Here is a 25474-nt window from a genome sequence, read left to right on the forward strand (position 1 = left end):
CGCCGTTTGACTTGATAACGCGGTTCTTTTCGTCTGTCCTTCCGCCCTCTTCGAGAGTCGGGGTTTTTCATGATCAGATGGCGTTCCGTGGCGATGGCCACGAGCCTGCTTGCGCTGGGTCTCTCGGCCTGCGCCACGACCGGGACCGGCGGTCCCGCCAAGTCTTCTACGCCCGCCAAGCCGGCGGAGAAGGCCGACATCAAGCCGTTGCCCAAGGGTTTGGATGGTCAGGCGTCCACAGGCTTCCCATCGACCTACAAGCCGCTTCCGGCCCGCGCGACCGCCTTTGTTGGCGCCACCGTGCTGACGGCGACGGGCCAGCAGATCGACAACGGCGTGGTCTTTGTCTCGGAAGGCAAGATCACCGCGGTCGGCGGACCCGACACCCCGATCCCGGCCGACATCGTGGTGATCGACGCCAAGGGCAAGTGGATCACGCCGGGCATCGTCGACGCCCACAGCCACCTTGGCGTTTACCCCTCGCCCGGCGTCTCGGCCCGGTCGGACGGCAACGAAGCCACCGACCCGAACACGGCGCAGGTCTGGGCCGAGCACTCGGTGTGGCCGCAGGACCCGGGCTTCAACCGCGCCCGCGCCGGCGGTGTGACGACCCTGCTCGTCCTCCCCGGCTCGGCCAACCTGTTCGGCGGCCGCTCGGTGACGCTCAAGAACGTGCCGTCGCTGACCATGCAGGGCATGAAGTTCCCCGGCGCGCCTTACGGTCTGAAGATGGCCTGCGGCGAGAACCCCAAGCGCGTCTATGGCGGTCGTGGCCGCAGCCCCTCGACGGCCATGGCCAACGTGTTCGGCTTCCGTAAAGCCTGGATCGACGCGGCCGACTACGCCCGCAAGTGGGACGACTACCGCGCCAAGATCGCCAAGGGCGAGAAGGCCGATGCGCCCAAGCGTGACCTGCAGATGGAAACCCTGGCCGGCGTCCTGAAGGGCGAGATCCTGGTGCAGAACCACTGCTATCGCGCCGATGAGATGGCGGTGATGATCGATATCGCCCGTGAGTTTGGCTACAAGATCACGATGTTCCACCACGCGATCGAGAGCTACAAGCTCGCGCCCGTGCTGGCCAAGGAAGAGATCTGCTCGGCCACCTGGGCCTCGTGGACCGGCTTCAAGATGGAAAGCCTGGACGGCATCGACGCCAACGCCGCCATCCTGGCCAAGAACGGCGCCTGCGTCGTGATCCACTCCGACGACCCGATCATGACCCAGCGCCTGAACCAGGAGGCCGCGATCGCGATGACCGCCGGCGCCAAGCTCGGGATCAACATCCCGCGCGCCGAGGCGATCAAGTGGATCACCGCCAACCCGGCCAAGGCCATGGGCATCGGCGACAAGACCGGCTCGATCGAACCGGGCAAGGCCGCCGACCTGGTGGTCTGGAGCCGCGATCCGTTCAGCGTCTACGCCCAGGCCGAGCAGGTCTATATCGATGGCGCGCTGACCTACGATCGCAAGAACCCGCGCTTCCAGCCCAAGTCCGATTTCGAGCTCGGCCAGCCCGGCCAAGGAGCGTTCAACTGATGATCCGGTCCCTGCTTCTCGCCAGCGCCGCCTGCGCCCTGGCCTTCCCCGCGGCGGCCGAAACGGTCGCCATCGTCAACGCCCGCCTCGAGCCTGTCTCCAGCCCGGCGATCCCGAACGGGACCCTGGTGATCAAGGACGGCAAGATCGCCGCCCTCGGCGCCAGCATCCAGGTTCCAGCCGGCGCCCGGGTCATCGACGCCAAGGGCGGGGTCGTCACCCCCGGCCTGATCGCGCCCTCGTCCAACCTCGGCGCGTCCGAGATCAGCGGCGTGCGCGAAACCCGCGACGACGGCACCGGCAGCGCGCTGAGCGCAGCCTTCGACATCAGCTACGGCGTCAATCCGGCCTCGACCTTCCTGGGCCTGGCCCGCGACGGCGGGATCACCGGCTCGGCCGTGACGCCGGTTCTGTCCGGAACCGGCGGCGGCGCCCATGAGCATGCCGATGACGGCGTGGTCGAGGAAATGACCGCCGGCGCCCATGGCGATGGCGATCCGCCGCTGTTCGGCGGCCAGGCGGCGTTCATCCGCCTCAAGGCCGGCAGCCCGGATATCGTCGAGGCCCGCAAGCTCGCCGTCACCGTGTCGCTCGGCGAGAGCGGCGCCCGGGCGGCCGGCGGCTCGCGCGGCGCCAACCTCGTTCTGCTCCGCTCGGCCCTGGAGGACGCCCGGGCGTTCGCCAGCCGTCGCGCGGCGTTCGAGCAGGGCGCCACCCGCGACTTCGGTCTGTCGCGTCTGGACCTGCAGGCGCTGATCCCGGTGGTGCAGGGCAAGACCCCGCTCTTGATCCGCGTCTCCCGCGCCGCCGACATCCGCCAAGCGCTGAAGTTGGCGGCTGAAGAGCGCATCAAGATCGTCCTCGAAGGCGTCGAGGAAGGCTGGATGGTCGCCGATGAGATCGCCAAGGCCGGCGTGCCCGTGATCCTGGATCCGCAGGACGATCTGCCCGGCAGCTTCGAGACCCTGGGCTCGCGCCTCGACAACGCCGCCCGCCTGCACGCGGCCGGCGTCTCGGTGGCGATCAACGGCTCGCGCGACTTCAACAATCTGCGCCAGGAACGTCTGAACGCGGGTCTGGCGGTCGCCCATGGCCTGCCCTACCCGGCGGCGCTCGCCGCCGTGACCCTGGTCCCGGCCAGGATCTGGGGCCAGGCCGACAAGGTCGGGTCGCTCGAGGTCGGCAAGCTGGCCGACGTCGTCGTCTGGAACGGCGATCCACTGGAGACCACCAGCTGGCCGACCACCGTGCTGATCGGCGGCGTTGAGCAACCCAAGGACGGCCGCCACGAGCAGCTGAAGGCCCGCTACGCGGCCAGCGATCAGAACGGCTATCCGCCGGCCTATCGCTAGGCTCGGAAATCCTCCCCCTAGCGGGGGAGGTGTCCGCAAAGCGGACGGAGGGGGAAGTTCGGCCAAGCCTGCTCCTTCCCTCTCCGTCGCCTGACGGCGACACCTCTCCCACGGGGAGAGGATTTCATTTTCTCTTTTCAGGGGAAGGCTGGCCCGCCATACGAGGCCCCCGCGTTCGAATCGCCTAGACTTCCCCTGATGTCCTCCTCCGATAAGATCCCCTCCCTGTTTGGTGACGACGACGCCCTGGCGCCCGTCCCCGCCGCGCCGTTCAAGGCCAGCGTGGAGCCGCGCGTCGAGCCGACGCCGCGCCCCATCCCGCCGCCGCCGCCCTCGAAGGCCGCCTCCTCGCCCGGCGAGTACTCGGCCGCCGACATCGAGGTGCTGGAAGGCCTGGAGCCGGTCCGCAAGCGGCCGGGCATGTACATCGGCGGCACCGACGAGCGGGCCCTGCACCACCTGTTCGCCGAAGTGCTGGACAACTCGATGGACGAGGCCGTGGCCGGCTTCGCCAAGACCATCGAGGTCAAGCTGGACGCCGACGGTTTCCTGTCGGTCAAGGACGACGGTCGCGGCATGCCCGTCGACCCGCACCCCAAGTATCCCGGCAAGTCGGCGCTGGAGGTCATCATGACCGTCCTGCACGCCGGCGGTAAGTTCACGGGCAAGGCCTACGAGACCTCGGGCGGCCTGCACGGCGTCGGGGCCTCCGTCGTCAACGCCCTGTCCGAGCGCGTCGAGGTCACCGTCTGGCGCGATGGCTTCGAGCACCTCCAGGTGTTCTCGCGCGGCAAGCCGCTGGGGCCGATCCAGCAGGTCGCGCCGTCGAAGAAGAAGGGCACCATGGTGCGCTTCAAGCCCGACGACGAGATCTTCGGCGAGGGGACCAATTTCAAGCCCGCGCGCCTTTACCGCATGGCCCGCTCCAAGGCCTATCTGTTCCGCGGCGTTCAGATCAAATGGTCCTGTGATCCCTCCCGCATCCATGATCAGACTCCGCCCGAGGCGATCTTCCACTTCCCCAACGGCCTGGCCGACTTCCTGGCCGAGCGGACCAAGGGCCTGACCACGATCACGCCCGAAAGCTTCGCCGGCCGCATCGAACGCCAGGGCGAGGCCGGCGCGGTCGAGTGGGCCGTGACCTGGACGCCCCAAGGCTTTGGCGAGCACGACGGCTTCATGCAGTCGTACTGCAACACCGTCCCGACGCCCGAAGGCGGCACCCACGAGAGCGGCTTCCGCGCCGCCCTGACCCGCGGCCTCAAGGCCTATGCCGAGCTCAAGGGCGAGAAGCGCGGGACGATCATCACCGCCGACGACGTCGTCGCCCAGGCCGGCGCCCTGATCTCGGTGTTCATCAAGAACCCCGAATTCCAGGGCCAGACGAAGGAAAAGCTCTCGACCTCCGAGGCCCAGCGCTTCGTCGAGGCCTCGCTGCGCGACCCGTTCGACCTGTGGCTGTCGTCCAGCCCCAAGAACGCCCAGGCCCTCTTGGAATTCGTCATCGAGCGGGCCGAAGAACGCCTCAAGCGCCGCAAGGACAAGGAAGTCTCCCGCGCCTCGGCGACCCGCAAGCTGCGCCTGCCCGGCAAGCTGGCCGACTGCGCCGGGAGCGCGGTCGACGGCGCCGAGCTGTTCATCGTCGAAGGCGACAGCGCCGGCGGCTCGGCCAAGCAGGCCCGCGACCGCAAGTACCAGGCCATCCTTCCCCTGCGTGGCAAGATCCTCAACGTGGCCTCGGCCAGCGGCGAGAAGTTCACCGCCAACAAGGAACTGTCGGACCTGATGCTGGCCTTGGGCGCCCAGGCCGGCGCCAAGTACCGCGAAGAGGATCTGCGCTACGAGCGGATCATCATCATGACCGACGCCGACGTCGACGGCGCCCACATCGCCTCGCTGCTGATCACCTTCTTCTACCGGACCATGCCCGAGCTGATCCGCGGCGGTCACCTGTTCCTGGCCCTGCCGCCGCTGTACCGCCTGGCCCACGGCGGCAAGAGCGAGTACGCCCGCGACGACGCCCACAAGGAAGAGCTGCTGGCCACGGTGTTCAAGGGCAAGAAGCCCGAGATCGGCCGCTTCAAGGGCCTGGGCGAGATGATGGCCTCCCAGCTGAAGGAGACCACCATGGACCCCAAGAAGCGCACCCTGGCCCGCGTCACCCTGCCCCGCCACGAGGAAAGCGTCGAAGACCTGGTCGAGACCCTGATGGGCCGCAAACCCGAACTGCGGTTCCGGTTCATCCAGGAGAACGCCGAGTTCGCGTCGGCGGATCTGGATCTCTAAAGTCCTCCCCCCAGCGGGGGAGGTGGCCGAAGGCCGGAGGGGGAAGTGCTGCTGACCTTGCCCCTTCCCCCTCCGTCGTCTCTTCGAGCCGACACCTCCCCCGCTGGGGGGAGGATTTTGGGCGCGTTTCGCTGGCTTCACGCGGTCACCCGCTGAAGTCATGGAAAGGGACGCGGAGCGCCGGACACCGTCCGGAGTTCTGTTGTGTTGTTACCGTTTCGACGAAGCCCGACGCTCCGCGCAGCCGTTACCCATCAGCGTCCCGTCAGGTGGCCCTGTTCAGGCCTTACCGGGACCTGGGCGCTTCGGTTTCCCGAAGTCCCAGCGGTCGAAGAGGACGAGCCAATACAGGCTAAGACACATCCCTTTGCCTTCAACCACGCCGACGGCGGGCGGGTGAGCCCAGCAAGCTCAGCCCCGGACCGTTCGAGTATCCCCCTCGAACCTAGCCCCGCTCGACCGCCCCCCGCCGCCGCAAATGGTCGCTGGCCATGCGCCCTTTCCTCGCGACGAGGTGGGTAGAGACTACGACAGGTTTCGGGGCCGGGGATGAAAGCCTGCGAACGCCCATCCGATCCCCTCTCTCTTAGAGAGAGGAAGGGGCCCAAGCGACGCTTGGGAGGGTGAGTGGTTACGCCCTCTCCGGACAAGGCAGAGCCTGGCAAGCGACTGAAAAGGTGGGATTTTCACGGAACATGCCGTAACCACTCACCCTCCCACGCCGACGGCGCGGGCCCCGCCCTCTCCCTAAGAGAGAGGGATCGCGACACCCGTCCCCGGCTGGGGATAGCCCCCTATAGCGGGATGTTGTCGTGCTTCTTCCAGGGGTTGGAGAGTTCCTTGCCCTTCAGGCTCTTCAAGCCGCGCACGATCCGGCGGCGGGTGCCGTGCGGCATGATCACGTCGTCGATATAGCCGCGCTGGGCGGCGACGAACGGGTTGGCGAAGCGGTCCTTGTACTCGGCTTCGCGCGCCGCCAGGGCCTCAGGGTCCTTGGCCTCCTGACGGAAGATGATCTCCACGGCCCCCTTGGCGCCCATGACCGCGATCTCGGCCGTGGGCCAAGCGTAGTTGAGGTCGCCGCGCAGGTGCTTGGAGCTCATCACGTCATAGGCGCCGCCATAGGCCTTGCGGGTGATGACGGTGATCTTCGGCACAGTGGCCTCGGTATAGGCGAACAGAAGCTTGGCGCCGTGTTTGATCAGGCCGCCGTACTCCTGCTTGGTGCCCGGCATGAAGCCCGGCACGTCGACGAAGGTGACGATCGGGATGTTGAAGGCGTCGCAGAAGCGCACGAAGCGTGCGGCCTTGCGCGAGCTGTCGATGTCCAGAACGCCGGCCAGAACCTGCGGCTGGTTGGCGACAATGCCGACCGTCTCGCCGTCCATCCGGGCGAAACCGCAGATGATGTTCTTGGCCCACTCGCTCGAGATCTCGAAGAAATCCGCCTCATCGACGACCTTCAGGATCAGTTCCTTCATGTCGTAGGGCTTGGTCGGATCGGCCGGGACCAGGGTGTCCAGGCTCATCTCGTCGCGCAGCGGCTCATCGAAGCTTTCGCGCTCGGGCGCGGGCTCGCGGTTGGATGACGGCAGGAAGTCGATCAGGCGGCGGACCTGGGTCATGGCCTCCAGGTCGTTCTCGAACGCGCCCTCGGCGACGCCGGACTTGGCCGCATGGACGCGGGCCCCGCCCAGCTCTTCGGCGGTGACGACCTCGTTGGTCACAGTCTTTACGACGTCGGGGCCGGTCACGAACATGTAGCTCGTATCCTTCACCATGAAGATGAAGTCGGTCATGGCCGGCGAATAGACGTCGCCGCCGGCGCACGGGCCCATGATCACGCTGATCTGCGGGATGACGCCCGAGGCCATGACGTTCTCGACGAAGATGTCGGCATAGCCGGCCAGGCTGTCGACGCCTTCCTGGATGCGGGCGCCGCCGGCGTCGAACAGACCGATCACCGGCGCGCCGACCTTCATGGCCTGGCGCTGCACCTTGACGATCTTCTGGGCGTGGGCGTTCGACAGGCTGCCGCCGAACACGGTGAAGTCCTTGGAGAAGACGTAGACGACCTTGCCGTTGATCGTGCCCCAGCCGGTGACGACGCCGTCGCCGGGGATCTTCTGGTCCTGCATGCCGAAGTCGGCGCAGCGGTGCTCGACGAACATGTCGAACTCTTCGAAGGAGCCCTCGTCCAGCAGCAGCTCGATGCGCTCACGGGCGGTCAGCTTGCCCTTGGCGTGTTGGCTGGCGACGCGCGTCTCGCCACCCCCGGCCTTGGCCTGCTGGCGACGACGCTCCAGTTCCTCGAGAATGTGCTGCACGCGCGTACTCTCCTGCCCGGTTCGTTTTCTGGCGGTTCTTCCACCTTATGGCCAAGCCGTAGCGAGGCGAGCGCCGGGGCGCAAGGCGGACCTTGCGGCAGCGCAGCATAGCTTTTGGGTTCTCGACTCAGTTTGTCCGTGGGCCGAACAGGATCAGCGCCGCTCCGGCCAGGCAGATCACGCCGCCGATGAGGTCCCAGCGATCGGGGCGAGCGCCTTCCACCACCCGCATCCAGGCCAGGGACGCGATGATATAGACGCCGCCATAGGCTGCGAACGCACGCCCCGCCGCGCCGGCCTCGATCCGCGTCAGCAGCAGGGCGAAGATCACGAGCGACAGCACGCCCAGCACCGCCCATGCCGGCGACTTGCCCAGCCTGAGCCAGGCCCAGAAACCGAAGCAACCCGCGATCTCGGCCAGCGCCGCGAGGACGTAGATCGCGAAACTGGTCAATGCCGCAACGCGGCGAACCAGCGATCGATCATCGCCGCCTCGACGGCCAGCGCCTCGGCCCGCGCCTTGGCCTCGGCGTCCTCGCCCCACTGCTCGGCCTGATAGATCTCGTCGAGGCGCGACAGGTCCAGCGCCTGCTGACCGGCCAGTTGCCCCGCACGAACCGCCAGGCCCAGCACCGTCGAGCCGAACAGGCCGGCGGCGAAGGCCACGCCCGCCAGTGCGAAATCGTCCAGCGTCAGGGCCAGGGCCTCGACCGACGCAAGCGTCTCCGGCGGCTGCGGCGTATGGATGATCCCCGCCACGGGCGTGAAGACGAGGCCGTGCTCGGCCCTGGCCCAGTCAAGAACCGCGCCCCATTCACGCTCCTGCCGCTCGACCAGCACGCGGGGGCTCTCGGCGCGGTAGCAGAGGTGGTCGGAGGCGGCGTAGGCGGTGATCTCGCGGGCGACCTCGGCGCGCGTCTCGGCGATCCGGTCAATGGCGGTAAAGGCCAGGCGCGTCGCGGGCATCAGGCTGTTGTCGATGTACTCGACCTGCGCCTCCCACTCGGCTGCGATCATCGCGCCCAGCGCCTGGGTGGGGGCGACGAGCGGCTTCCTCGCCGGCGACTTCGGCGTGCGGCCGTCAAGCTGGATCGCAAAGCCCTGTTCGACCGGCGCGGCGGCGGCGGACTTGTAGAAGCGCTTGGGCTTCAGCAGCAGTTCGGACTTGTCGGACACAGGGCAGCTCTTTTCGCGGTCGTCCGCGACGGATCGGTGGCGGACCCGCGTTGAATGGGCAAGATCGCGATGTCGCGCAAGGGAGACCGTCGCTTGAGCCTGCCCTCCAAAGACCTGATGGCCGCCATCGCCGCCACGCGCTTTGGCCTGGGGGCTCGCCCCGGCGAGATCGACGCCGCCAAGGCCGATCCGCAGGGCTTCCTGATCGCCCAGATCCGCCGCGAGGGCGCCGACATTCCGCAGGATGACGGCGAAAGCGCTGGCGCCCGCTTCGAGCAGATGCGCCGGTATCAGCAGGAGCGCCGCGCCGTACGCCAGAAGAAGGACGGCCGGGGCGATGACAGCACGTTCGCCGCCCAAGCCTTCCAGAGCACCCAACGCGACCTGCGTCAGAAGGTGAATGCGGACTTCCTGGCGCGCGCACGGATCGGCGCCGGCACGTCGGCCAGCTTCCGCGAGCGCTGGACGCTGTTCTGGACCAACCACTTCACGGTCTCGGCGACCAAGCAGATCACCTCGGTGCTGGTCGGCCCGTTCGAACGCGAAGCGATCCGCCCCTATGTGTTCAGCACCTTCGAGAACCTGCTGGTGGCGTCCTCGACGCATCCGGCCATGCTCACCTATCTGGACCAGGCGCTGTCGATCGGCCCTCAAAGCCGCGCCGCCCAGTTCGTCGCCCGTCGCCGGAATAGCGCCACGGCCGGACTGAACGAGAACTTGGCTCGCGAGATTCTGGAACTTCACACGGTCGGGATCGACGCAGGTTACACGCAAGGCGACGTCACCGAGTTCGCCCGCGCCCTGACGGGCTTCTCCATCGGGCGCGAGCAGGACGACCGCGCCGGACAGTTCGTCTTCCGCGAGCAGGCTCACGAGCCCGGCCCACGGACGATCCTGGGACGCCGCTACGCTGAGGCGGGCGTGGGACAGGGGCTTGCCGTCCTGCGCGACCTCGCCGCCGATCCGCGCACCGCCCGCCACGTCTGCGGCAAGATCGCCCGTCACTTCGTCGCCGATGTCCCGCCCCCGTCACTGGTCCAGAGGCTTGAGCAGCGCTGGATGGCGACGGGCGGGGACCTGGCGGCGGTGGCCAGAACCCTAGTCGAGAGCCCTGAAGCCTGGGACCCGACGCCCGCCAAGATCAAGACGCCCTACGAGTACGCTCTTTCGACCTGGCGACTGATCGGCGCCGAGCCTTCTGCGTTCGAGCGCATCGCGCCGATCCTGACCAGCCTTGGCCAAAGGCCGTTCGCGCCGCCCTCCCCCAAGGGCTGGCCCGAAGACGCCCAGACCTGGGCGGCGCCAGACGCGCTGATCAAGCGCATGCAGTGGGCGCAGGGCTTCGCCGCTGCGGTCGCGGATCAAACCGACCCCAACGCCCTTGCCACCTCGGCCCTGGGGGAACGGCTGACGCCGCTCGCCGCCAAGGCCGTCGCCCGAGCCGAAACCCGCCGCGAAGCCTTCGCCTTGCTGATCATGAGCCCGGAGTTTCAGCGCCGATGACCGCCCCCCTGAACCGCCGCTCGCTGCTGGGCCTGGGCGCCAGCCTGGGGCTGACCGTCAACTTCTTCGGGACCCAGGCCTTCGCCGCCTCGGAAGGGGAGCTGAGCCGCAAGAAGCTGGTCATTGTCATCTGCCGCGGCGGCATGGACGGCCTGTCGGTATCGCCGCCGGTCGGCGATGCGAACTACGCCGCCCTGCGGGGCTCGATCGCCCTGCAACGGGACCAGATGCGGATGCTGGATGACACCTTCGGCCTGCATCCCGACCTCAAGGCCGTGCACGCGCTGACCCAGAAGGGGCAGGCCCGGATCGCGCCGGCCATCGCCAGTCCCGACCGCGCCCGCTCGCACTTCGAGGCCCAGGACGTGCTGGAGACGGGTTCGGCCAAGGTCTATGGCGCAGAAACAGGCTGGCTGAACCGGACGCTGGAAGCCCTGGCGCCGGTCCGCCCGATCGAGGGTCTGTCGGTGGGAACGACCGCGCCCCTGATCCTGCGGGGCAAGGTGCAGGCCGCCAGTTGGTCGCCCGGCAAGGGCGTCGACGAAACTGCTCGCCTGCCCATGCTGCTACAGGATCTCTACAGGTCTGATCCGCTGCTGGGCCCGGCGTTCGCGCGCGGACTGGAGACCGAAGCGATGGCTGAGGCGGCCATGGCCGGCCAGGCGAGGGCTGCGATGGCGCCCGCCATGGCCGCCGGAGGACAGAACCGAGGCGGCGTTGAGACCGCCCGCAAGCTGGGCTCGACCTTGGGCGGCTTCATGACCCAGGCCGGCGGCCCGCAGATCGCTGCGGTCTCGCTGGACGGCTTCGACACCCATGCCAACCAGCCCGGCCAGATCGCGACGCGCCTTGTCAACATGGACGCCGTGCTGGATGGCCTCCATACCGGCCTGGGCGCGGAATGGAAAAACACGGTGGTGCTGGTCGTCACGGAGTTTGGTCGCACCGCGCGCGTGAACGGCACGGGCGGCACCGACCACGGCACGGCGTCGACCGGCCTGATCCTGGGCGGCGCGCTCAAGCCCGGCGGCATCGTCGGCGACTGGCCGGGGCTTGCCGACAAGGCCCTGTTCGAGAACCGCGACGTCGCGCCGACCCTGGACATGCGCGCGCTCTTCAAGGGCGTGCTGGCCGATCACATGGGCGTCGACCGCGCTCTTCTCGACAAGACCGTGTTCCCCGACAGCGCCGACATCAGAGCTGTCACAGGACTGGTCTAGAGATCCGCCAAAGGCGGAGACCCGCGCCCCTCTGGAGGCGCGGCCGGTGGGGGACCAAGCGGCGCGGATCAGCGCCGCTTGGTCTGACGCCGGGCGAACGGCTCGGCCTCGGCCTCGTCTTCCGAGAAGCCGAACTTGCGGAAGCCTTCCTTCATCTCCGGGCTCAGCGGCGCTTCGATGTGCAGCATGCCGGCCGACGGGTGCGGCAGCAGGATCGAGCGGGCGTGCAGCTGCAGCTTCAGCCCTTCCGACAGCGGCGCGGACTTCTCGTCGCCATACTTGGGATCGCCCAGGATCGGGTGACCCATGGCCTTCATGTGGGCGCGCAGCTGGTGGGTGCGGCCGGTGTGCGGACGCAGCGCCATCCAGGTCACCCGCGGACCGGCGCGGCTGATGGTGACGAACTCGGTCTCGGCCGGCTGGGCGTCCGGGTCCTTGGGCTGGGCCGGCACGACCAGTTCGCGATCACCCACCCCGCGCTTGGCCAGATGCAGCTCCATCACGCCCTCGGTCGGGTGCGGATTGCCGGCCACGATGGCCCAGTAGGTCTTCTGCGCCTTGCGCTTGGCGAAGGCGCCCGACAGGCGCGCGGCGGCCGACGGGGTCTTGCCCAGCAGCAGCACGCCCGAGGTGTCGCGGTCCAGGCGGTGGACCAGGCGCGGACGATCCACGCCCTCGCCCCAGGCGCTGAGCAGCTTGTCGATATGCTTGGTGGTCTTGGTGCCGCCCTGCACGGCCAGGCCGGCGGGCTTGTTCAGCGCCAGGACCTCTTCGTCCTCGTACAGCACCAGCGACTTGGCGTAGGCGACGTCGCGCGCCGATAGCTTGTTCTTGTCGGACGGATCGGGCGCGTCCGGCAGCGGCGGCACGCGGATCTGGCTGCCGGCCGCCAACTTGGTGTCGGCCTTGGCGCGCGAACCATCGACCCGGACCTGGCCCGAGCGGAACAGCTTGTTCAGCTGGATGTGGTTCAGATGCGGCCAGCGACGCTTGAACCAGCGATCGAGGCGGACCCCGTCCTCGCCGGCGTCAACGTACAGGGTGCGGACTTCCTTGGTGCTCATGCGAAGACTTTCCGGGCCACCAGAAGGCCCGCGAACAGGGCCGCGACCGCCAAAAGGACGCTCGCGGCGGAATAGGTGAACGCCTGGCCGTAGGCGCGCTTCTGGATCATCAGCGCAGTCTCCAGCGAGAACGACGAAAAAGTGGTGAAGCCACCCAGGACGCCGACACCCAGCATGACGCGCCAGGTCTCGCTGGAGGTATTTCCCCGATGGGCCAGCCAGGACGCCAGACAGCCCATCAGAAAGCCGCCGACGACATTGACCGTGAAGGTTCCATACGGCCAGCCGGGTCCCATGACCCGCATCGCGCCGACGCCCACCAGATAGCGCGCGACGGACCCGACGGCCCCGCCGGCCGCCACCAGGAGCAGCTTGTTCATGACCGCCTTATGCGCCGAGGGGGCGAGAACGCCAAGCGCCCACCGTCATTCCCTTGGTTTTCCCGGGTTTCTTTCACGGTAAACCCCTTCGGAAACCCTATTTCCAAACGAGAGGTTAAGCGCGTCAAAGGCACTTTAGGGGCTCATTTTAAGCACCAGGCCCATGCCCTTCGACACTCCTCCATCGGACGCGAACGAACGCGTGGCTCTCCCGACGCCGGTGATCCATCGGCTGGCGGGCACCGACCTGGTCGCGCGCGGCTCGGTGAACGTCATCAGCATCAAGGCCATCCGCGCCTGGGCCGGCGATTGGTGGAGCCACAAGCGGGCCGATGTCTGGACCTATGTCGAGCGCAAGCTGAACGACCACCTGGACCGACAGGACCTTCGCGCTCGCATCTCCGAGAGCGAGTTCCTGATCGCGATGAGCCATGATCAGGGCCTGGCCGCCCAAGCGACCAGCGTGAAGATCCTCGAGGACGTGCTGACCCACCTGCTGGGCGCGGCCTCGGTGACGGATCTGGGAATCCGCTCGGTCATCGGCGTCGAAGACGGCGCGGCGGTGTGCAAGCGTGTCGATCCGAGGATTGTCCTGGCGGCCAGGGCGCGACGCGACTCCGCCCGCTCCCCCGTCCGCATCGCGGTGGATCCGGGCGATGAGTCCCGCCGCACGCCGGTCGCCTTCACCACGGCGGGCGGCGCGGCCCTGCGCGTCGACTTCACGCTCGAGCACGTGGTCAATCTCAGGCGCAACATTACGACTGCCGTGCGCATCGAGCCGATGGTCACGCACCTGGCCAGCGGGCGACAGGCCTCGGCCCGCACCCTGACCAAGCTCTCGGACCGCGACGTCGCCTTCATCGACGAGTCGACCCTGAAGTATGCGAGCGTGTTCGCGCGATGCGCTCAGGGACCCAATACGCCGGAACTGATCCTGCCGGCGTCCTTCCGCACCCTGGGCACCCAGCGCGGTCGAGACCTGCTGACAGGAACGGCGGGACTATCGCTCAGCCTGCTGCGCGGCGGCGTGATGATTGAGCTGGTCGATATCACGCGCGGCACGCCCGCCGGCCGCCTGCTGGAGGTCGTCGGCTTGCTGCGGGCGCTGACACGCGGCGTCATCGCGCGCGTGCCGCCCGACAAGGAGGCGCTGCGCGTATTGCGCGATGCGCGCGTGGCGGCGCTGGCGCTGGATGCCTCGGACCTGTCTGGCGAAGCGGGCAAGATCGCGATGGACATCATGGCCTTCGGTCGTGACGCGCGGGGTCTGGCGGCGATGACCATCCTTCAGGGCCTGCCTGCGGAGGGCTACTTCGCGGCTGCGGACACGGCGGGCCTGACCCACGCCTCGCTCAGAGCCACCTACCCGCTGAGCAAGCAGGCCGCAGCCTAGGGCCCAATAGCTTTGGATGGAATCATCCAGAGCGTTTGAACTGGCCCTAGGTGTTTGATTTTATAGATTTTTTATCTGATCTAGATGGTTCCCCCTAAACCAGACAGGCTCTAGGCGTGAAGGGTCAGAAGCGCCCTTGCCGCCGCCCGCGCCGCCTCAGTGACCTCGGCCCCCGATAGCATGCGGGCGATTTCCTCTTCCCGCTGAGCGGGGCTGAGCGGCTCGACCCTGGTGCGGGTCGAGGTATCGTCGCCCGATTTGGAGATCCGCCAGTGCGCGTCGCCCCGCGCGGCCACCTGCGCCGAATGGGTCACCACCAGCACCTGGGCGTTGGCGGCGAGCCGCTTGAGGCGCAAACCGACTGCGTCTGCGACCGCGCCCCCCACGCCCTGATCCACCTCGTCGAAGATCATCAACGGCTGGGGACCGCCACCGCGGCCGGCCAGGGCGGCCTTCAGCGCCAGGGCGAAGCGTGCCAGTTCCCCGCCCGAAGCGATGGCTTCCATGGCCCCGAACGGCGCGCCCGGATTGGTCGAGATCTCGAACGCAACACGATCCAGTCCCGACGGACCGGCCCGATCCTCGCCCAACGGTTCGACAGCGACGCGGAATCTGGCCTTTTCAAGCTTCAAGGGCGTCAGTTCCGCCTCGACGGCCTTGGCCAAAGCATCACCGGCCGCACGGCGCTCGGCGGACAGGGCCTCGGCCGCGTAGAGATAGGCTTCCCGCGCCTCGGCCGCGTCCTTCTCGGCGGCGCGCAGCGAGTCTTCGGAGGTCTCGATCGCCTGAAGCCGCGCGGCGAATTCCGCGCGTTTGGCCGGCAGATCATCGACGAGGACGTTCAGCTTCCGCGCCATGCCCCGCAGCGCGAACAGGCGTTCCTCGGCCTTCTCCAGGCGATCAGGCTCGAACTCGAAGGTTTCGGCGACGGCGTCGATCGCGGCCGAGGCCTCCTGGGCCTCGACGAGCGCCCGGTCCACCGCTTCGCAGGCCGCCGACAGCCGGGTCATGGCCGAGCCTTCGGCCGGAGCGCCGGCCTGCAGCGCGCGGTCACGGGCCCGCTCCAGAGCGCGATAGGCCTGAGCCAGGCGGCCAGAGAGGTTGTCGCCGGCCAGCGCATCCTGAGCAGCGGCGATATCGGCCATCGCCTTCTCGGCGGAGCTGAGCAGCGCCCGCTCCTCGGCCAGGCTCGCTTCCTCGCCCTCGCGCGGGTCCAGGCGGTCCAGTTCGGAGAGACGGAGCGTCAACTCCTCGGTCTCGGCCGCCGCGCGGCCGGCCAGGTCGCGAAGCGCCTCAGCCCGGTCGCGGGCGGCGCGCCAGGCGCTCCAGGCCGAGGCCACGGCCCCCAGGCTGACCCCACCGAAGGTGTCGAGCAACCCGCGATGGGTCTTGGGATCCAGCAGGCCCACGGTCTCGTGCTGGCCGTGGACCTCCAACAGAAGAACCCCGAGATCCTTCAACACGCTAACGCTGGTGGCTTGGTCGTTGACGAAAGCGCGCGAACGACCGTCGGGCGAGAGCTGTCGGCGCAGAACGAGGTCCTCGTCCCGCGCATAGGACAGACCTTTATCGTCGAGATAGGCGAAGGCGGGATGGTCGGCTGGAAGCGCAAAGATCGCCGTAGCCGAGGCCTGACCCGTCGCCCCCCGGCGAACCAGTCCGGCATCGGCGCGCGCGCCCGTCGCCAGACCCAGAGCGTCGAGGATGATCGACTTGCCCGCCCCGGTTTCACCGGTCAGCGCCGTGAGTCCCTCGCCGATGGCAAGGTCCAGGCTCTCGATGAGCACGACGTCACGGATGGAAAGGCCGATCAGCATGGGTCGCAAGATCGCCGGGAATCAGGATTTTTCAAAGCGTAAAGGCGGAACGAAACGGGATCATCGAAGATCCCGCCGCGATCTACATGCCCAGCGGCCCGAGCAGACCCTTCTTGGCCTTACGTTCGCCAGGCGGAGCCAGGGTCGCTTCCTTGTCCTTCGACAGGATGCGTTCCAGAGCGTTGCGCTTGGCGCCGGCCTTGAGCGGCTCGACCGCCGGACGCAGTCCGTTGTCGTTCAGGAGGCGGTAGGCGTCGACGTACCAGCGATCGCCCGGGAAGTTGTAACCGAGCACCGCGCCGTTACGCTTGGCTTCCTCATTGAGACCGATCGTCAGATAGGCTTCGACGAGGCGGAACAGGGCTTCGGGCGTGTGCGAGGTCGTCTGATGGCGCTCGATCACGGCCTTGAACCGACCGATCGCGGCCAGGGTCTGACCGTTCTTCAGGTACCAGCGACCGATGGCCATTTCCTTGCCGGCCAACTGGTCGTTGACCATGTCGATCTTCAGCCGCGCGTCGGTAGCGTACTCGGTGTTCGGATAGCGCTGGACGACGTCGCGCAGAGCCGCCAGGGCTTGCTCGGTCGCGGCCTGGTCGCGGTTCACATCGACGATCTGCTCGAAATAGCAGATGGCCTTCAGATAGAAGGCGTACTGGGCCGACGGATTGCCGGGATAGAGCGAGATGAAACGGTCTGCGTCGCCGATCGCCTCGGCGTACTGGTTGCCCATGTAGTGGGCGTAGCCGGTCATCAGGATCGAGCGGCGCGACCATTCCGAATAGGGGTGCTGACGCTCGACTTCGCGGAAATAGTCGACGGCCTCATTCCAGTTGCCGCGGTCCAGACGGTCCGCGCCGGTGGAATACAGCAGTTCAACGGGACGCTCTTCGTAGACGAGGGTCGGCTTCTTGGCCTTGCCGGCGCAACCCGCAACCGAGGCGGCGACGAGGACAGCGGCGATCGTGACGGCCGGACGTCCCTGGAAAATACGAAGCACGGACTCTCTCACCCTCGAAGCAAACGTGCGCCCCTGCGCCGTGCAAGGCTTCTACACCACGCCGTCGAAGGCGCAAATGCGAAGGCCAGGCCCCGACTTTCTGGAGACGCGCCTAAACCGCTTCTGCAAGGGCCGGCGCGAAAGCGCGCAGGCGCCAGGCGCGCGGCTGGGCCAGCAACGCTCGAACCACGGCGTTATTGAGGCCATGCCCCGCCAAAACGCCTTCGAAACGGCCGATGATGGGCTTGCCCAGCACGTAGAGGTCGCCCACGGCGTCCAGCGCCTTGTGGCGAACGAACTCGTCCGGACGGCGCAGGCCTTCCGGGTTCAGCACGCGGTCGCCGTCGATGACCACGGCGTTCTCCATCGAACCGCCGCGCGCCAGACCGATGGCGCGCAGCGCCTCGACGTCGCGGACGAAACCGAAGGTGCGGCAGTCGGACAGCTCGGCGCGGAATGATTCCTCGTCGATCGCCAGGTCGACGGCCTGGCGACCAATCGCCTTGCTGGCGAACGCGATCTCGAAGGCGACCTCGAAGCGATCGGCCGGCAGCAGGCCGGCGCGCTTGTCGCCCTCCTCCACCGTGATCGGCGCCAGAATCTCGATGTACTGGCGAACGGCTTCCTGGCGACGACGACCGGCGCGATCCAGGATCTGAACGAAGGGCTCGGACGAGCCGTCCATGATCGGCACTTCGGGGCCGTCGACCTCGACGATGCAGTTGTCGATCGACAGCGCGGCCAGCGCGGCCATCAGGTGCTCGATCGTAGAGACGCGCACGTCATCGGCGTTGTTGATCACCGTGCCGAGCTGGGTCTGGCAGACAGCGTCCGCAGTCACCGGCACGCGGTTGTCGCGGTCATGCACATCGGTCCGCACAAAGACGATCCCCATGTCGGCGACCGCCGGGCGCACGGCAACGCGAACATGCGCGCCCGTGTGCAGGCCGATCCCCGCAAAGATCACCGGTCCTGCGACCGTGTGCTGAAAATAACCCGAAGCCGACACTCGAGACCCTTATTGGCTAGCGGACGACTCTACGGCCGACCTTTCGCCCCCAGATAGCATTTAGGTGCGTCGCTGCGTCGCGGCAAAGCAAAGTCTGTTTCGGATTGTTACCACATAAGAGGCTGTATTTATTTCATTTTTACAACAGGCGCACGCCCCTGGAAACGGAACGTGGATCGATGACCGACGCTCTGGCGAGGCCTTGCTTGCGGCCCTAGCCGCTGGAGCAAAGCGGGTCTAGGCTCCGCTGCCAGTGAGCATAACCGTTTCCAGGAAATCGGGTTTCATGATCAAAAGCTTGCGCCTTGCCGCCTCCGCCCTCGTCCTGACCGCCGCTATGGCCGGCGTGGCCGCCGCCCAGGCGCCGACCAAGGCGGACGTCTTCACCGCCAAGGACATGGCCAGCCTCGACCGGCTCAGCGATCCACGCGTCTCGCCTGACGGTCGCCATGTTCTCTACAGCGTGCGGACGATGGACTATCCCGCCAACAAGGCGTCCATGTCGCTTTGGGTGGCGGATCTGAAGACCAAGATGGCCCCGCGCCGCCTGAAGGTCTCTGACGGCGGCGCGGCCAGCGGCCGCTGGAGCGCCGATGGCAAGACCATCTACTTCACGTCCAGCCGGGCCGGCGGGACCGAGCAGGTGTTCAAGACGGACGTCACGGGCGAGACGGCGACGCAAATCACCGCCACGCCGTTCGACGTGCAAGCCTACAAGGTGGCCCCAAACGGCAAGACGATCGTCGTGGCCATGGCTGTGTTCCCCGACTGCCCTGACCTGGCCTGCACCGAGGCCCGGCTTGCGGCCAAGACCGCCACCAAGGCGACCGGCGTGGTCTACGACCGCCTGTTCGTGCGCCATTGGGACACCTGGAAAGACGGGACGCGAAACCACCTTTTCGCCTACAGCCTGAACGTCGATGGCGTCGCCGCAGGCAAACCGGTCGCTCTGATGAAGGGCTTTGACGGCGACAGCCCGACCAAGCCCTTTGGCGGCGACGAGGACTTCGTCATTACGCCCGAACAGGACGGGGTGGCCTTCGCGGCGAAGCGGGCCGGCAGGGAAGAACCCTGGAGTACGAACTTTGACTTCTGGGTCGCCAAGTTCGACGGATCGGAGCCGCTGAGCAACCGCACCGAAGCCAACAAGGCCTGGGACTCCGCCCCGACGCCCTCGCCGGACGGCAAGTACGCCGCATATCGGGCCATGAGCCGGCCGGGCTTCGAAGCGGACCGCTTCCGGATCATGATCCGCGACCGAGCGACCAAGCAGGACCGCGAACTCGCGCCCCAGTGGGACCGCTCGGCCGATGCGGTCGCCTGGAGCCCCGATGGCAAGACGATCTATGCTACCGCGCTGGATGTGGGTCATGGCAAGCTGTTCGCCATCGACGTCAAGACCGGTAAGGTCACAGCCCTGACGGGCGAGGGGCATGTCACCGCCTTTGACGTGGGTCCTAACGGCATCGTCTACGCCTCGGACTCCCTGAAGAGCCCCTCGGAGCTCTTCTTTTTGCCGCCCAAGGGTCCGGCGGTGAAGGTCGCCAGCGTGTCGAGCGAGGCGCTCAAGGACGTCGCCTGGGGCGAGCCCGAGCAGTTCAGCTTCAAGGGCTGGAACGACGAGACCGTGCATGGCTTCCTCGTCAAGCCGGCGAACTTCGACCCGGCCAAGAAGTACCCGGTGGCCTTCCTTATCCATGGCGGCCCGCAGGGCTCGTTCAGCAACGCCTGGAGCTATCGCTGGAACCCGCAGGTCTACGCCAACGCCGGCTACGCCGTTGTGATGATCGATTTCCACGGCTCGACCGGCTACGGCCAGGCCTTCACCGACTCGATCAGCCGGCACTGGGGCGATCGCCCGCTGGAGGATCTCCAGAAGGGCTGGAGCTTCGTCCTCTCCAGGTACGGCTTCCTGGACGGCGACCGCGCCTGCGCGCTGGGTGCGTCCTATGGCGGCTACATGGTCAACTGGATCGCCGGGAACTGGAACGAGCCGTGGAAGTGCCTGGTGAACCATGACGGGGTCTTCGACACCCGCGCCATGGGTTACTCGACCGAGGAGCTCTGGTTCACGGAATGGGAAAACGGCGGCACGCCGTGGCAGGCCGGCACGACCTATGAGACATTCAACCCCGCGCTTCACGTCGACAAGTGGGTCAAGCCGCAACTGGTCGTCCAGGGTCAGCTCGATTATCGCATCCCGGTCGAACAAGGCCTTGCGACCTTCACCGCCCTGCAACGGCGGGGGGTGCCCAGCAAGCTCCTGTACTTCCCCAACGAGAACCACTGGGTGCTCAAGGCCCAGAACTCGGTGCAATGGCACAAGGAAGTGCTGGACTGGCTGGACCAGTGGACCGGGAACACGCGGCCGGGGAAATAACCGCCGGTTAGCGCCCCCTCCACCGCTTCGCGGTCCCCCTCCCCCGTTTCACGGGGGAGGATGGCGCTTTTCTCCTCTCCCGCCTCGCGGGGGAAGTGGCGCGCTGCGGAAACGCAGCGTGACGGAGGGGGCGCTTACAACCGCCCCGTCGCCACCGCCAACGTCAGGCGGAGCTTCTTCTCCAGCTCGCCCATCTCACGGCCCGACACATAGGCGCGCGCCAGGGCCGCCGGGGCCACGGCGGGGAACGCCGCCACGGGCAATCCCCTCACCTCGCTCCGCGCGGCCTTCAACTGGGCCTCGACCCGCTGCTTCACGTCGGCTTGCGTCCAGTCTTCGGGCAGCCGCGAGCGGCCCGCCGACTTCAGCCGCCAAAGTCCCGAAAGCCCCCAGGCGCGCGCTGCGCCCTTGACCGCGTGCGGATCGGCGGCGGGGTCGAGCCGTCGCGCCGCGAGCACCGCCAGCGCGCCGGCCGTGCCGTCGATATAGGCCAGCACCGCCGCCTCGTCCTTCAGCGGTCCCTCATCAAGGTCGACGAACCGGGCCTCGGCCAGCACCGCCAAGGCGTTTGGATCAAAGGCGGAGGCCGCCAGGGCCTCGACATTGGGATGCTTGCGCGGCGGCTTGCCGGCGGCGATCTCTTCCATCGCCTCGCGCCACCAAGTCAGGCGGATCTCGCCCATCAGGGCGTTCGACACGCCGCCGGCCACGCGGGCCAGCTCGTAGTTCAGGCCATAGAGGGCGATCACGTCGGCGCGGGCGGCCGGATCGGCGATGAAGCGCGTCGCCAGCCAGCGGTCGGGATCGACGCGGCGGACGAGGTCGTCGAGGGTCTCGGTGTCGGCCATGGGGTCCAGAACGAAGAAGGCCCGCCGCGAGTCGCGACGGGCCCTCCCCTTACAGCATTTTCCAGCCGGGTTTAGCCAAACAGCGTCTGGTGCATCGCCATGGTGGCCAGCATCGGGATGCTGAGCAGGGTGTTGGTGCGCGAGACCAGCATGGCGGTCTTGGCGGCCTTGGCCTTGGCGTCCGCATCGGCCTCGACGATGCCGAGCGCGATCTTCTGGTTCGGCCAGATGAAGACCCAGACGTTGAAGAACATCACCGTGGCCAGCCACATGCCCGTGCCGATGAAGGTGAAGCCCATGTCGACGCCCGGCGTATAGCCGCCCGCCAGGCCCAGGGTGAAGGCCTCGACGAGGTAGCCGCGGTTATAGGCCAGCAGCACGCCCATCACCCAGGTCGCCAGAGCGGCCCAGCGGAACCAGAACAGCGCTTCGGGCGCGATGTACTTGCTGACCGCCGGTTTCAGTTCGGCCGGGATCTGCGGCATCACCCGGATCTGCACGAAGTTGAAGTAGTACAGCAGGCCGATCCAAAGGATGCCGAACAGCACGTGCAGCCAGCGGAAGATGGCCTGGAAGTAGGTGGCGTCGTGCCCGTGCGGGCTGTGGCCGTAGCCAATCACGATCACCAGGGCCAGTACGAAGCTGACGATGATCGTGTTGCGGAAGTTCGAAAGCAGTCCAGTCATCGGTTTCCCCCTCGGATCCCATTTTCCTTAAGGGGACCATAGGGATATTTGGGAGTCGGGCAAAGTCGGGATACCGAAGGTCGACGAAGCCCCGCTCAGACGGCGATCAGCGCCGCCGCCAGTCTACGGCCTTCGCTGGCCAGAACATTGTAGGTGCGCGCGGCCGCTTCAGTGCTCATGAACTCCAAGCCGACACCGGCCGCCTTCAGGGCGTCACGGACCGGACGCGGCGGCAGCGCGTTGTTCAGGCCCGTGCCCAAAAGCACGAACTCGACCGCGCCCCCCGCCGCGAACACCTCGGCGAACGCGTCCGGGGTCAGGTCAGACAGCGCCGACGCAGCCCAGTCGCGCGGCTGGTCGTCGAGGATCAGCAGCGAGCCGGGCCGCCAGACGCCGGCGACCCGAAAGCCGCCGCCGCCCCAGGCGTCGATGGACGGCGGCTGGCGCATCAGGGACGCGAGGCCTCGCCGAGCTTGATCGGCGTGGCTTCCTCTTCGCCGCGCTTGACGCCCCACAGCAGGATGATCGGCGCGCCGACATAGATCGACGAATAGGTGCCCACCGCGATGCCGAAGATCATGACGACCGAGAAGCCGAACAGGGCGTCGCCGCCGAAGATCGCCAGACCCGTCAGGGCCATGATCGCCGTGACGCCGGTGATGATGGTGCGCGAGACGATTTCGTTGATCGACAGGTCGATCACGTCCTTCAAAGGCATCTTCTTGTACTTGCGCAGGTTCTCGCGCAGGCGGTCGAAGACGACGACGGTGTCGTTCATCGAATAGCCGATCACCGTCAGCAAGGCGGCCACGGTGTTGAGGCTGAACTCGATCTTGAACAGCACGATGAAGCCGAAGGTCAGGATCAGGTCGTGCAGCAGGCCCGCGACGGCACCCAGGCCAAACTGCGGCTCAAAGCGGAACCAGATATAGACAAACATCAGGCCGACAGCGAGCACCAGCGCCAGGATCCCGCTGCGGAACAGCTCGCCCGAGACCTTCGGGCCAACCGCCGAGGGGTTGATGAACTGGACGGGATCGCCCAGCGACTGCTTCAGGGCGGTCTTGACGTTGGTCAGGGTGACGCCGGGGTCACCGCCGGCCGGCGTCTGGAACCGCACCAGGGCGCGATCAGGCGAGCCGAAGGCCTGCACCTGCACATCGCCCAGACCCTGGGCTTCGAGCGTGCTGCGAACCTTGGCCAGATCGACCGCGCGCGGGGCGGTCGAGACTTCCATAACGGAGCCGCCCTTGAAGTCGATGCCGAGATTCAGTCCGGGCTTGAACACGCCGATCAGCGAAGCGACCACGAGGACCGCGCTGATCGTCGCCATGATGCGAGCGAACTTGACGAAGGTGAGGTTGGTTTTCTGCGGGAGCAGCTTGATCAGGGGCCAGGCCATGGGTGTGCTCACTCAGATCGGGAGTTTCTTGGGGCGGGCGGCGCGGAACCACCAGCCGATGAGAAGCTGGCTGACCAGCACGGCGGTGAACACCGAGGTGAACACGCCGATCGACAGGGTCCAGGCAAAGCCCCGGACAGGGCCCGCGCCGAACGCGAACATGATGGCCGCCGCCACCAGGGTGGTGACGTTGGCGTCGATGATGGTGGTCATGGCGCGCGAGAAGCCTGCATCCGCCGCCAGGATCGGTGACTTTCCGGCCCGGGTCTCGTCGCGCATCCGCTCATAGATCAGCACGTTGGCGTCCACGGCCACGGCCAGGGTCAGGATTAGACCGGCGATACCGGGCAGGGTCAGGGTCGCCTGGGTCAGCGACATCGCCGCCACGATCAGCATGCAGTTGATGATCAGCGCGACGACCGCAATCCCGCCGAACAAGAGCCCGTAGCTGAGGATCATGAAGGTGACGATGGTGATGAACGCCACGAGGGTGGAGATGGCGCCGGCGCGCACGGCGTCCGCGCCCAGTTCGGCGCCGACGGTGTTCTGCTGCTCGACCTTCAGGGGCGCGGGCAGCGCGCCTGAACGCAGCAGCAGGGCCAGGTCGGCCGCGCTCTCGACCGTGAACGAGCCCGTGATGATGCCCGAACCGCCGGGGATAGCGCCGTTGATCACCGGCGCCGAGATCACGCGACCGTCCAGGACGATCGCGAACCGCTTGCCGACATTGCGGGCCGTGGCGTCGCCGAACTTGCGCGAGCCGGAGCCATTGAACTTGAACGAAACGGCCGGAGCGCCTCGGTCATCGAAGCTCTGACGGGAATCGACCAGTTCGTCACCCGAAACCAGCGCGCGCTTCCGCACGACATAGACGGGCTGAAAATCATCGCCGGGCAGCGCCTCGGAGCCCGGCGGAATCCGGCCGGCCGCGATATCCTCCGGCGTGACGGAATCATCGACCATCTGGAACGTCAGCTTGGCGGTCTTGCCGACCACGGCCTTCAGACGCTCGGGATCGCTCTCGCCGGCGGCCTGGATCACGATCCGGTCGGCGCCTTGGCGCGTGATGTTCGGCTCCTTGGTGCCAAGGCTGTCGATACGGCGGCGAATGGTTTCGATGCTCTGATCGACAGCCATCGACGCATCCTGAGCCGCAGCTTCCGGGATGAAGGAAAGCTCCAGGCGCTGATCGTCACGCTTGTTCACATTGACGTCGCGACCGCTGATCGAGCCGGCGAACGGCGAGCCGACCGAGCGGCGCAGCAGGTTGGCGGCCTCGTCGACCTTGGCTGCGTCGGCGATGCGGAGCCGGACCGTGCCGTTGACTTCAGCCAGTTCGCCGAAGGTGATCTGCTCGCCCCGCAGAACGGTGCGGACATCCTCGACGAGGTTCTTCAGGCGCTCCTTGCGCAGGGCGTCAGTGTCGACCTCGTACATCAGGTACGAGCCGCCCTGCAGGTCGAGGCCGAGGTTCAGCTTCTGCTTGGGCAACCAGTCCGGAAAGCTATCCAGCGTCTTCTGCGGCAGGAGATTGGGCAAGGTGAAGAGAATGCCGAAGATCACCGAGAAGGTGACCAAGACAATCTTCCAGCGAGACAGTGTCAGCATGGATAAAAGCTCGGAGCGACGCCGGGTGACGCCTGGATTTGCGCTGAGACCGGGCCGCCAGACGATGACCGCCTGACGCCGGGGACCCAGATCAACACGTCCGGAGTCCCTTCAAAGAGGCATCCGAACCGATGGCTACTACGCTTGGAACGTCAGATCAGTTCTTGGCGTCGTTGGCGGCGGCCGGTTCGCCCTTGGTGCGGACTTCGGCGATCATGCCCTTAACGACCTTGACGGTCACGCCCGTGGCGATCTCAACGCCCACTTCGCGGTCTTCGACGCGGACGATCTTGCCGATCATGCCGCTGGACAGCACGACGGTGTCGTTGCGCTTCAGGTTGTTGAGCATGTTCAGATGCTCTTTCTGACGCTTCTGCTGCGGGCGGATCAGCATGAAGTAGAACAGCACGACCATCAGGATGATGGGCAGGATGTTCATCAGGGTCGCTGCGGTGGAACCGGTGGGCATGGTCTCTCCAAAAAA

22 protein-coding genes and 1 pseudogene are annotated in these 25474 nt (G+C 67.1%); 8 read left to right on the forward strand and 15 right to left on the reverse strand.

Annotated features, from left to right (window positions below):
- Positions 1–69: 69 nt before the first annotated feature.
- The 4 genes and pseudogenes from CVUC_RS16025 to CVUC_RS20870 all read left to right on the forward strand — a co-directional run.
- Positions 70–1539 (forward strand): amidohydrolase, encoded by a 1470-nt coding sequence (locus CVUC_RS16025; protein WP_096033419.1) that lies wholly within the window; start codon positions 70–72, stop codon positions 1537–1539.
- Positions 1539–2891: an amidohydrolase family protein gene (locus CVUC_RS16030; protein ID WP_096033420.1), complete on the forward strand. Its 1353-nt coding sequence runs from the start codon at positions 1539–1541 to the stop codon at positions 2889–2891. Before CVUC_RS16025 ends, CVUC_RS16030 begins: the two co-directional genes overlap by 1 nt.
- Positions 2892–3089: 198 nt before the next feature.
- Positions 3090–5177 carry a DNA topoisomerase IV subunit B gene (parE, locus tag CVUC_RS16040; protein WP_096033421.1) on the forward strand — a complete coding sequence of 696 codons (2088 nt, stop codon included), beginning with the start codon at positions 3090–3092 and terminating at the stop codon, positions 5175–5177.
- 8 nt (positions 5178–5185) lie between these two features.
- Positions 5186–5294 (forward strand): annotated as a pseudogene (locus CVUC_RS20870) (hypothetical protein); the annotation flags it as partial.
- A gap of 137 nt (positions 5295–5431) precedes the next feature.
- Here the strand turns inward: CVUC_RS20870 and CVUC_RS20520 are convergent.
- The 4 genes from CVUC_RS20520 to CVUC_RS16065 form a co-directional block, all read right to left on the reverse strand.
- Positions 5432–5728: a hypothetical protein gene (locus CVUC_RS20520; protein WP_233279815.1), complete on the reverse strand. Its 297-nt coding sequence runs from the start codon at positions 5726–5728 to the stop codon at positions 5432–5434.
- A 243-nt stretch (positions 5729–5971) separates the two neighbouring features.
- Positions 5972–7504 carry an acyl-CoA carboxylase subunit beta gene (locus tag CVUC_RS16055; protein WP_010919841.1) on the reverse strand — a complete coding sequence of 511 codons (1533 nt, stop codon included), beginning with the start codon at positions 7502–7504 and terminating at the stop codon, positions 5972–5974.
- Positions 7505–7631: 127 nt separating this feature from the next.
- Entirely contained in the window at positions 7632–7958 is a 327-nt protein-coding gene (locus CVUC_RS16060; RefSeq protein WP_096033422.1) for a YnfA family protein, read from the reverse strand.
- Positions 7955–8680 carry an ATP12 family chaperone protein gene (locus CVUC_RS16065; RefSeq protein ID WP_096033423.1) on the reverse strand — a complete coding sequence of 242 codons (726 nt, stop codon included), beginning with the start codon at positions 8678–8680 and terminating at the stop codon, positions 7955–7957. Before CVUC_RS16065 ends, CVUC_RS16060 begins: the two co-directional genes overlap by 4 nt.
- Before the next feature lie 54 nt (positions 8681–8734).
- On the opposite strand from CVUC_RS16065, the gene CVUC_RS16070 reads away from it, so the two are divergent.
- Together CVUC_RS16070 and CVUC_RS16075 are read left to right on the forward strand one after the other, a co-directional pair.
- On the forward strand, positions 8735–10183 hold the full coding sequence (locus CVUC_RS16070; RefSeq protein ID WP_096033424.1) for a DUF1800 domain-containing protein: 1449 nt from the start codon (positions 8735–8737) through the stop codon (positions 10181–10183).
- Positions 10180–11403, forward strand: a complete 1224-nt coding sequence (locus CVUC_RS16075; RefSeq protein WP_096033425.1) for a DUF1501 domain-containing protein — start codon at positions 10180–10182, stop codon at positions 11401–11403. The genes CVUC_RS16070 and CVUC_RS16075 overlap by 4 nt, the downstream gene beginning before the upstream one ends.
- 68 nt (positions 11404–11471) lie before the next feature.
- Here the strand turns inward: CVUC_RS16075 and CVUC_RS16080 are convergent, their stop codons facing one another.
- Both CVUC_RS16080 and crcB read right to left on the reverse strand, forming a co-directional pair.
- Positions 11472–12467: an RluA family pseudouridine synthase gene (locus CVUC_RS16080; RefSeq protein WP_010919846.1), complete on the reverse strand. Its 996-nt coding sequence runs from the start codon at positions 12465–12467 to the stop codon at positions 11472–11474.
- Positions 12464–12847, reverse strand: coding sequence for a fluoride efflux transporter CrcB (gene crcB, locus CVUC_RS16085; RefSeq protein ID WP_096033426.1), 384 nt, complete (start codon positions 12845–12847; stop codon positions 12464–12466). Before crcB ends, CVUC_RS16080 begins: the two co-directional genes overlap by 4 nt.
- 163 nt (positions 12848–13010) lie before the next feature.
- Here crcB and CVUC_RS16090 point away from each other — a divergent pair, with 163 nt between their 5' ends.
- Positions 13011–14240: a hypothetical protein gene (locus CVUC_RS16090; RefSeq protein WP_096033427.1), complete on the forward strand. Its 1230-nt coding sequence runs from the start codon at positions 13011–13013 to the stop codon at positions 14238–14240.
- A 110-nt stretch (positions 14241–14350) separates the two neighbouring features.
- Here the strand turns inward: CVUC_RS16090 and recN are convergent, their stop codons facing one another.
- The 3 genes from recN to lpxC form a co-directional block, all read right to left on the reverse strand.
- Positions 14351–16057: a DNA repair protein RecN gene (gene recN / locus CVUC_RS16095; RefSeq protein ID WP_096033428.1), complete on the reverse strand. Its 1707-nt coding sequence runs from the start codon at positions 16055–16057 to the stop codon at positions 14351–14353.
- An 82-nt stretch (positions 16058–16139) separates the two neighbouring features.
- Positions 16140–17069 (reverse strand): outer membrane protein assembly factor BamD, encoded by a 930-nt coding sequence (locus tag CVUC_RS16100; protein ID WP_012640381.1) that lies wholly within the window; start codon positions 17067–17069, stop codon positions 16140–16142.
- Between the two features lie 100 nt (positions 17070–17169).
- Positions 17170–18066, reverse strand: coding sequence for a UDP-3-O-acyl-N-acetylglucosamine deacetylase (gene lpxC / locus CVUC_RS16105; RefSeq protein ID WP_012640382.1), 897 nt, complete (start codon positions 18064–18066; stop codon positions 17170–17172).
- Between the two features lie 286 nt (positions 18067–18352).
- On the opposite strand from lpxC, the gene CVUC_RS16110 reads away from it, so the two are divergent.
- Entirely contained in the window at positions 18353–20446 is a 2094-nt protein-coding gene (locus CVUC_RS16110) for an alpha/beta hydrolase family protein (protein ID WP_096033429.1), read from the forward strand.
- 134 nt (positions 20447–20580) lie between these two features.
- On the opposite strand, the gene CVUC_RS16115 is transcribed toward CVUC_RS16110, so the two are convergent.
- The 6 genes from CVUC_RS16115 to yajC all read right to left on the reverse strand — a co-directional run bounded on the left by CVUC_RS16115 (position 20581) and on the right by yajC (position 25459).
- Positions 20581–21294, reverse strand: a complete 714-nt coding sequence (locus CVUC_RS16115) for a squalene/phytoene synthase family protein (RefSeq protein ID WP_096033430.1) — start codon at positions 21292–21294, stop codon at positions 20581–20583.
- Positions 21295–21365: 71 nt separating this feature from the next.
- Entirely contained in the window at positions 21366–21980 is a 615-nt protein-coding gene (locus CVUC_RS16120; RefSeq protein WP_010919854.1) for a urate hydroxylase PuuD, read from the reverse strand.
- Between the two features lie 95 nt (positions 21981–22075).
- On the reverse strand, positions 22076–22429 hold the full coding sequence (locus CVUC_RS16125; protein WP_096033431.1) for an Mth938-like domain-containing protein: 354 nt from the start codon (positions 22427–22429) through the stop codon (positions 22076–22078).
- The gene (secF, locus tag CVUC_RS20525) at positions 22429–23394 is read right to left on the reverse strand and encodes a protein translocase subunit SecF (RefSeq protein WP_164512731.1); all 966 of its coding nucleotides are present in this window, start codon (positions 23392–23394) and stop codon (positions 22429–22431) included. Before secF ends, CVUC_RS16125 begins: the two co-directional genes overlap by 1 nt.
- Positions 23395–24990: a protein translocase subunit SecD gene (gene secD, locus CVUC_RS20530; protein WP_096033433.1), complete on the reverse strand. Its 1596-nt coding sequence runs from the start codon at positions 24988–24990 to the stop codon at positions 23395–23397.
- A gap of 157 nt (positions 24991–25147) precedes the next feature.
- The gene (yajC, locus tag CVUC_RS16140) at positions 25148–25459 is read right to left on the reverse strand and encodes a preprotein translocase subunit YajC (RefSeq protein ID WP_010919858.1); all 312 of its coding nucleotides are present in this window, start codon (positions 25457–25459) and stop codon (positions 25148–25150) included.
- Positions 25460–25474 lie beyond the last annotated feature (15 nt).

The sequence above is a fragment of the Caulobacter vibrioides genome (assembly GCF_002858865.1).
GTDB classification, from domain to species: domain Bacteria; phylum Pseudomonadota; class Alphaproteobacteria; order Caulobacterales; family Caulobacteraceae; genus Caulobacter; species Caulobacter vibrioides.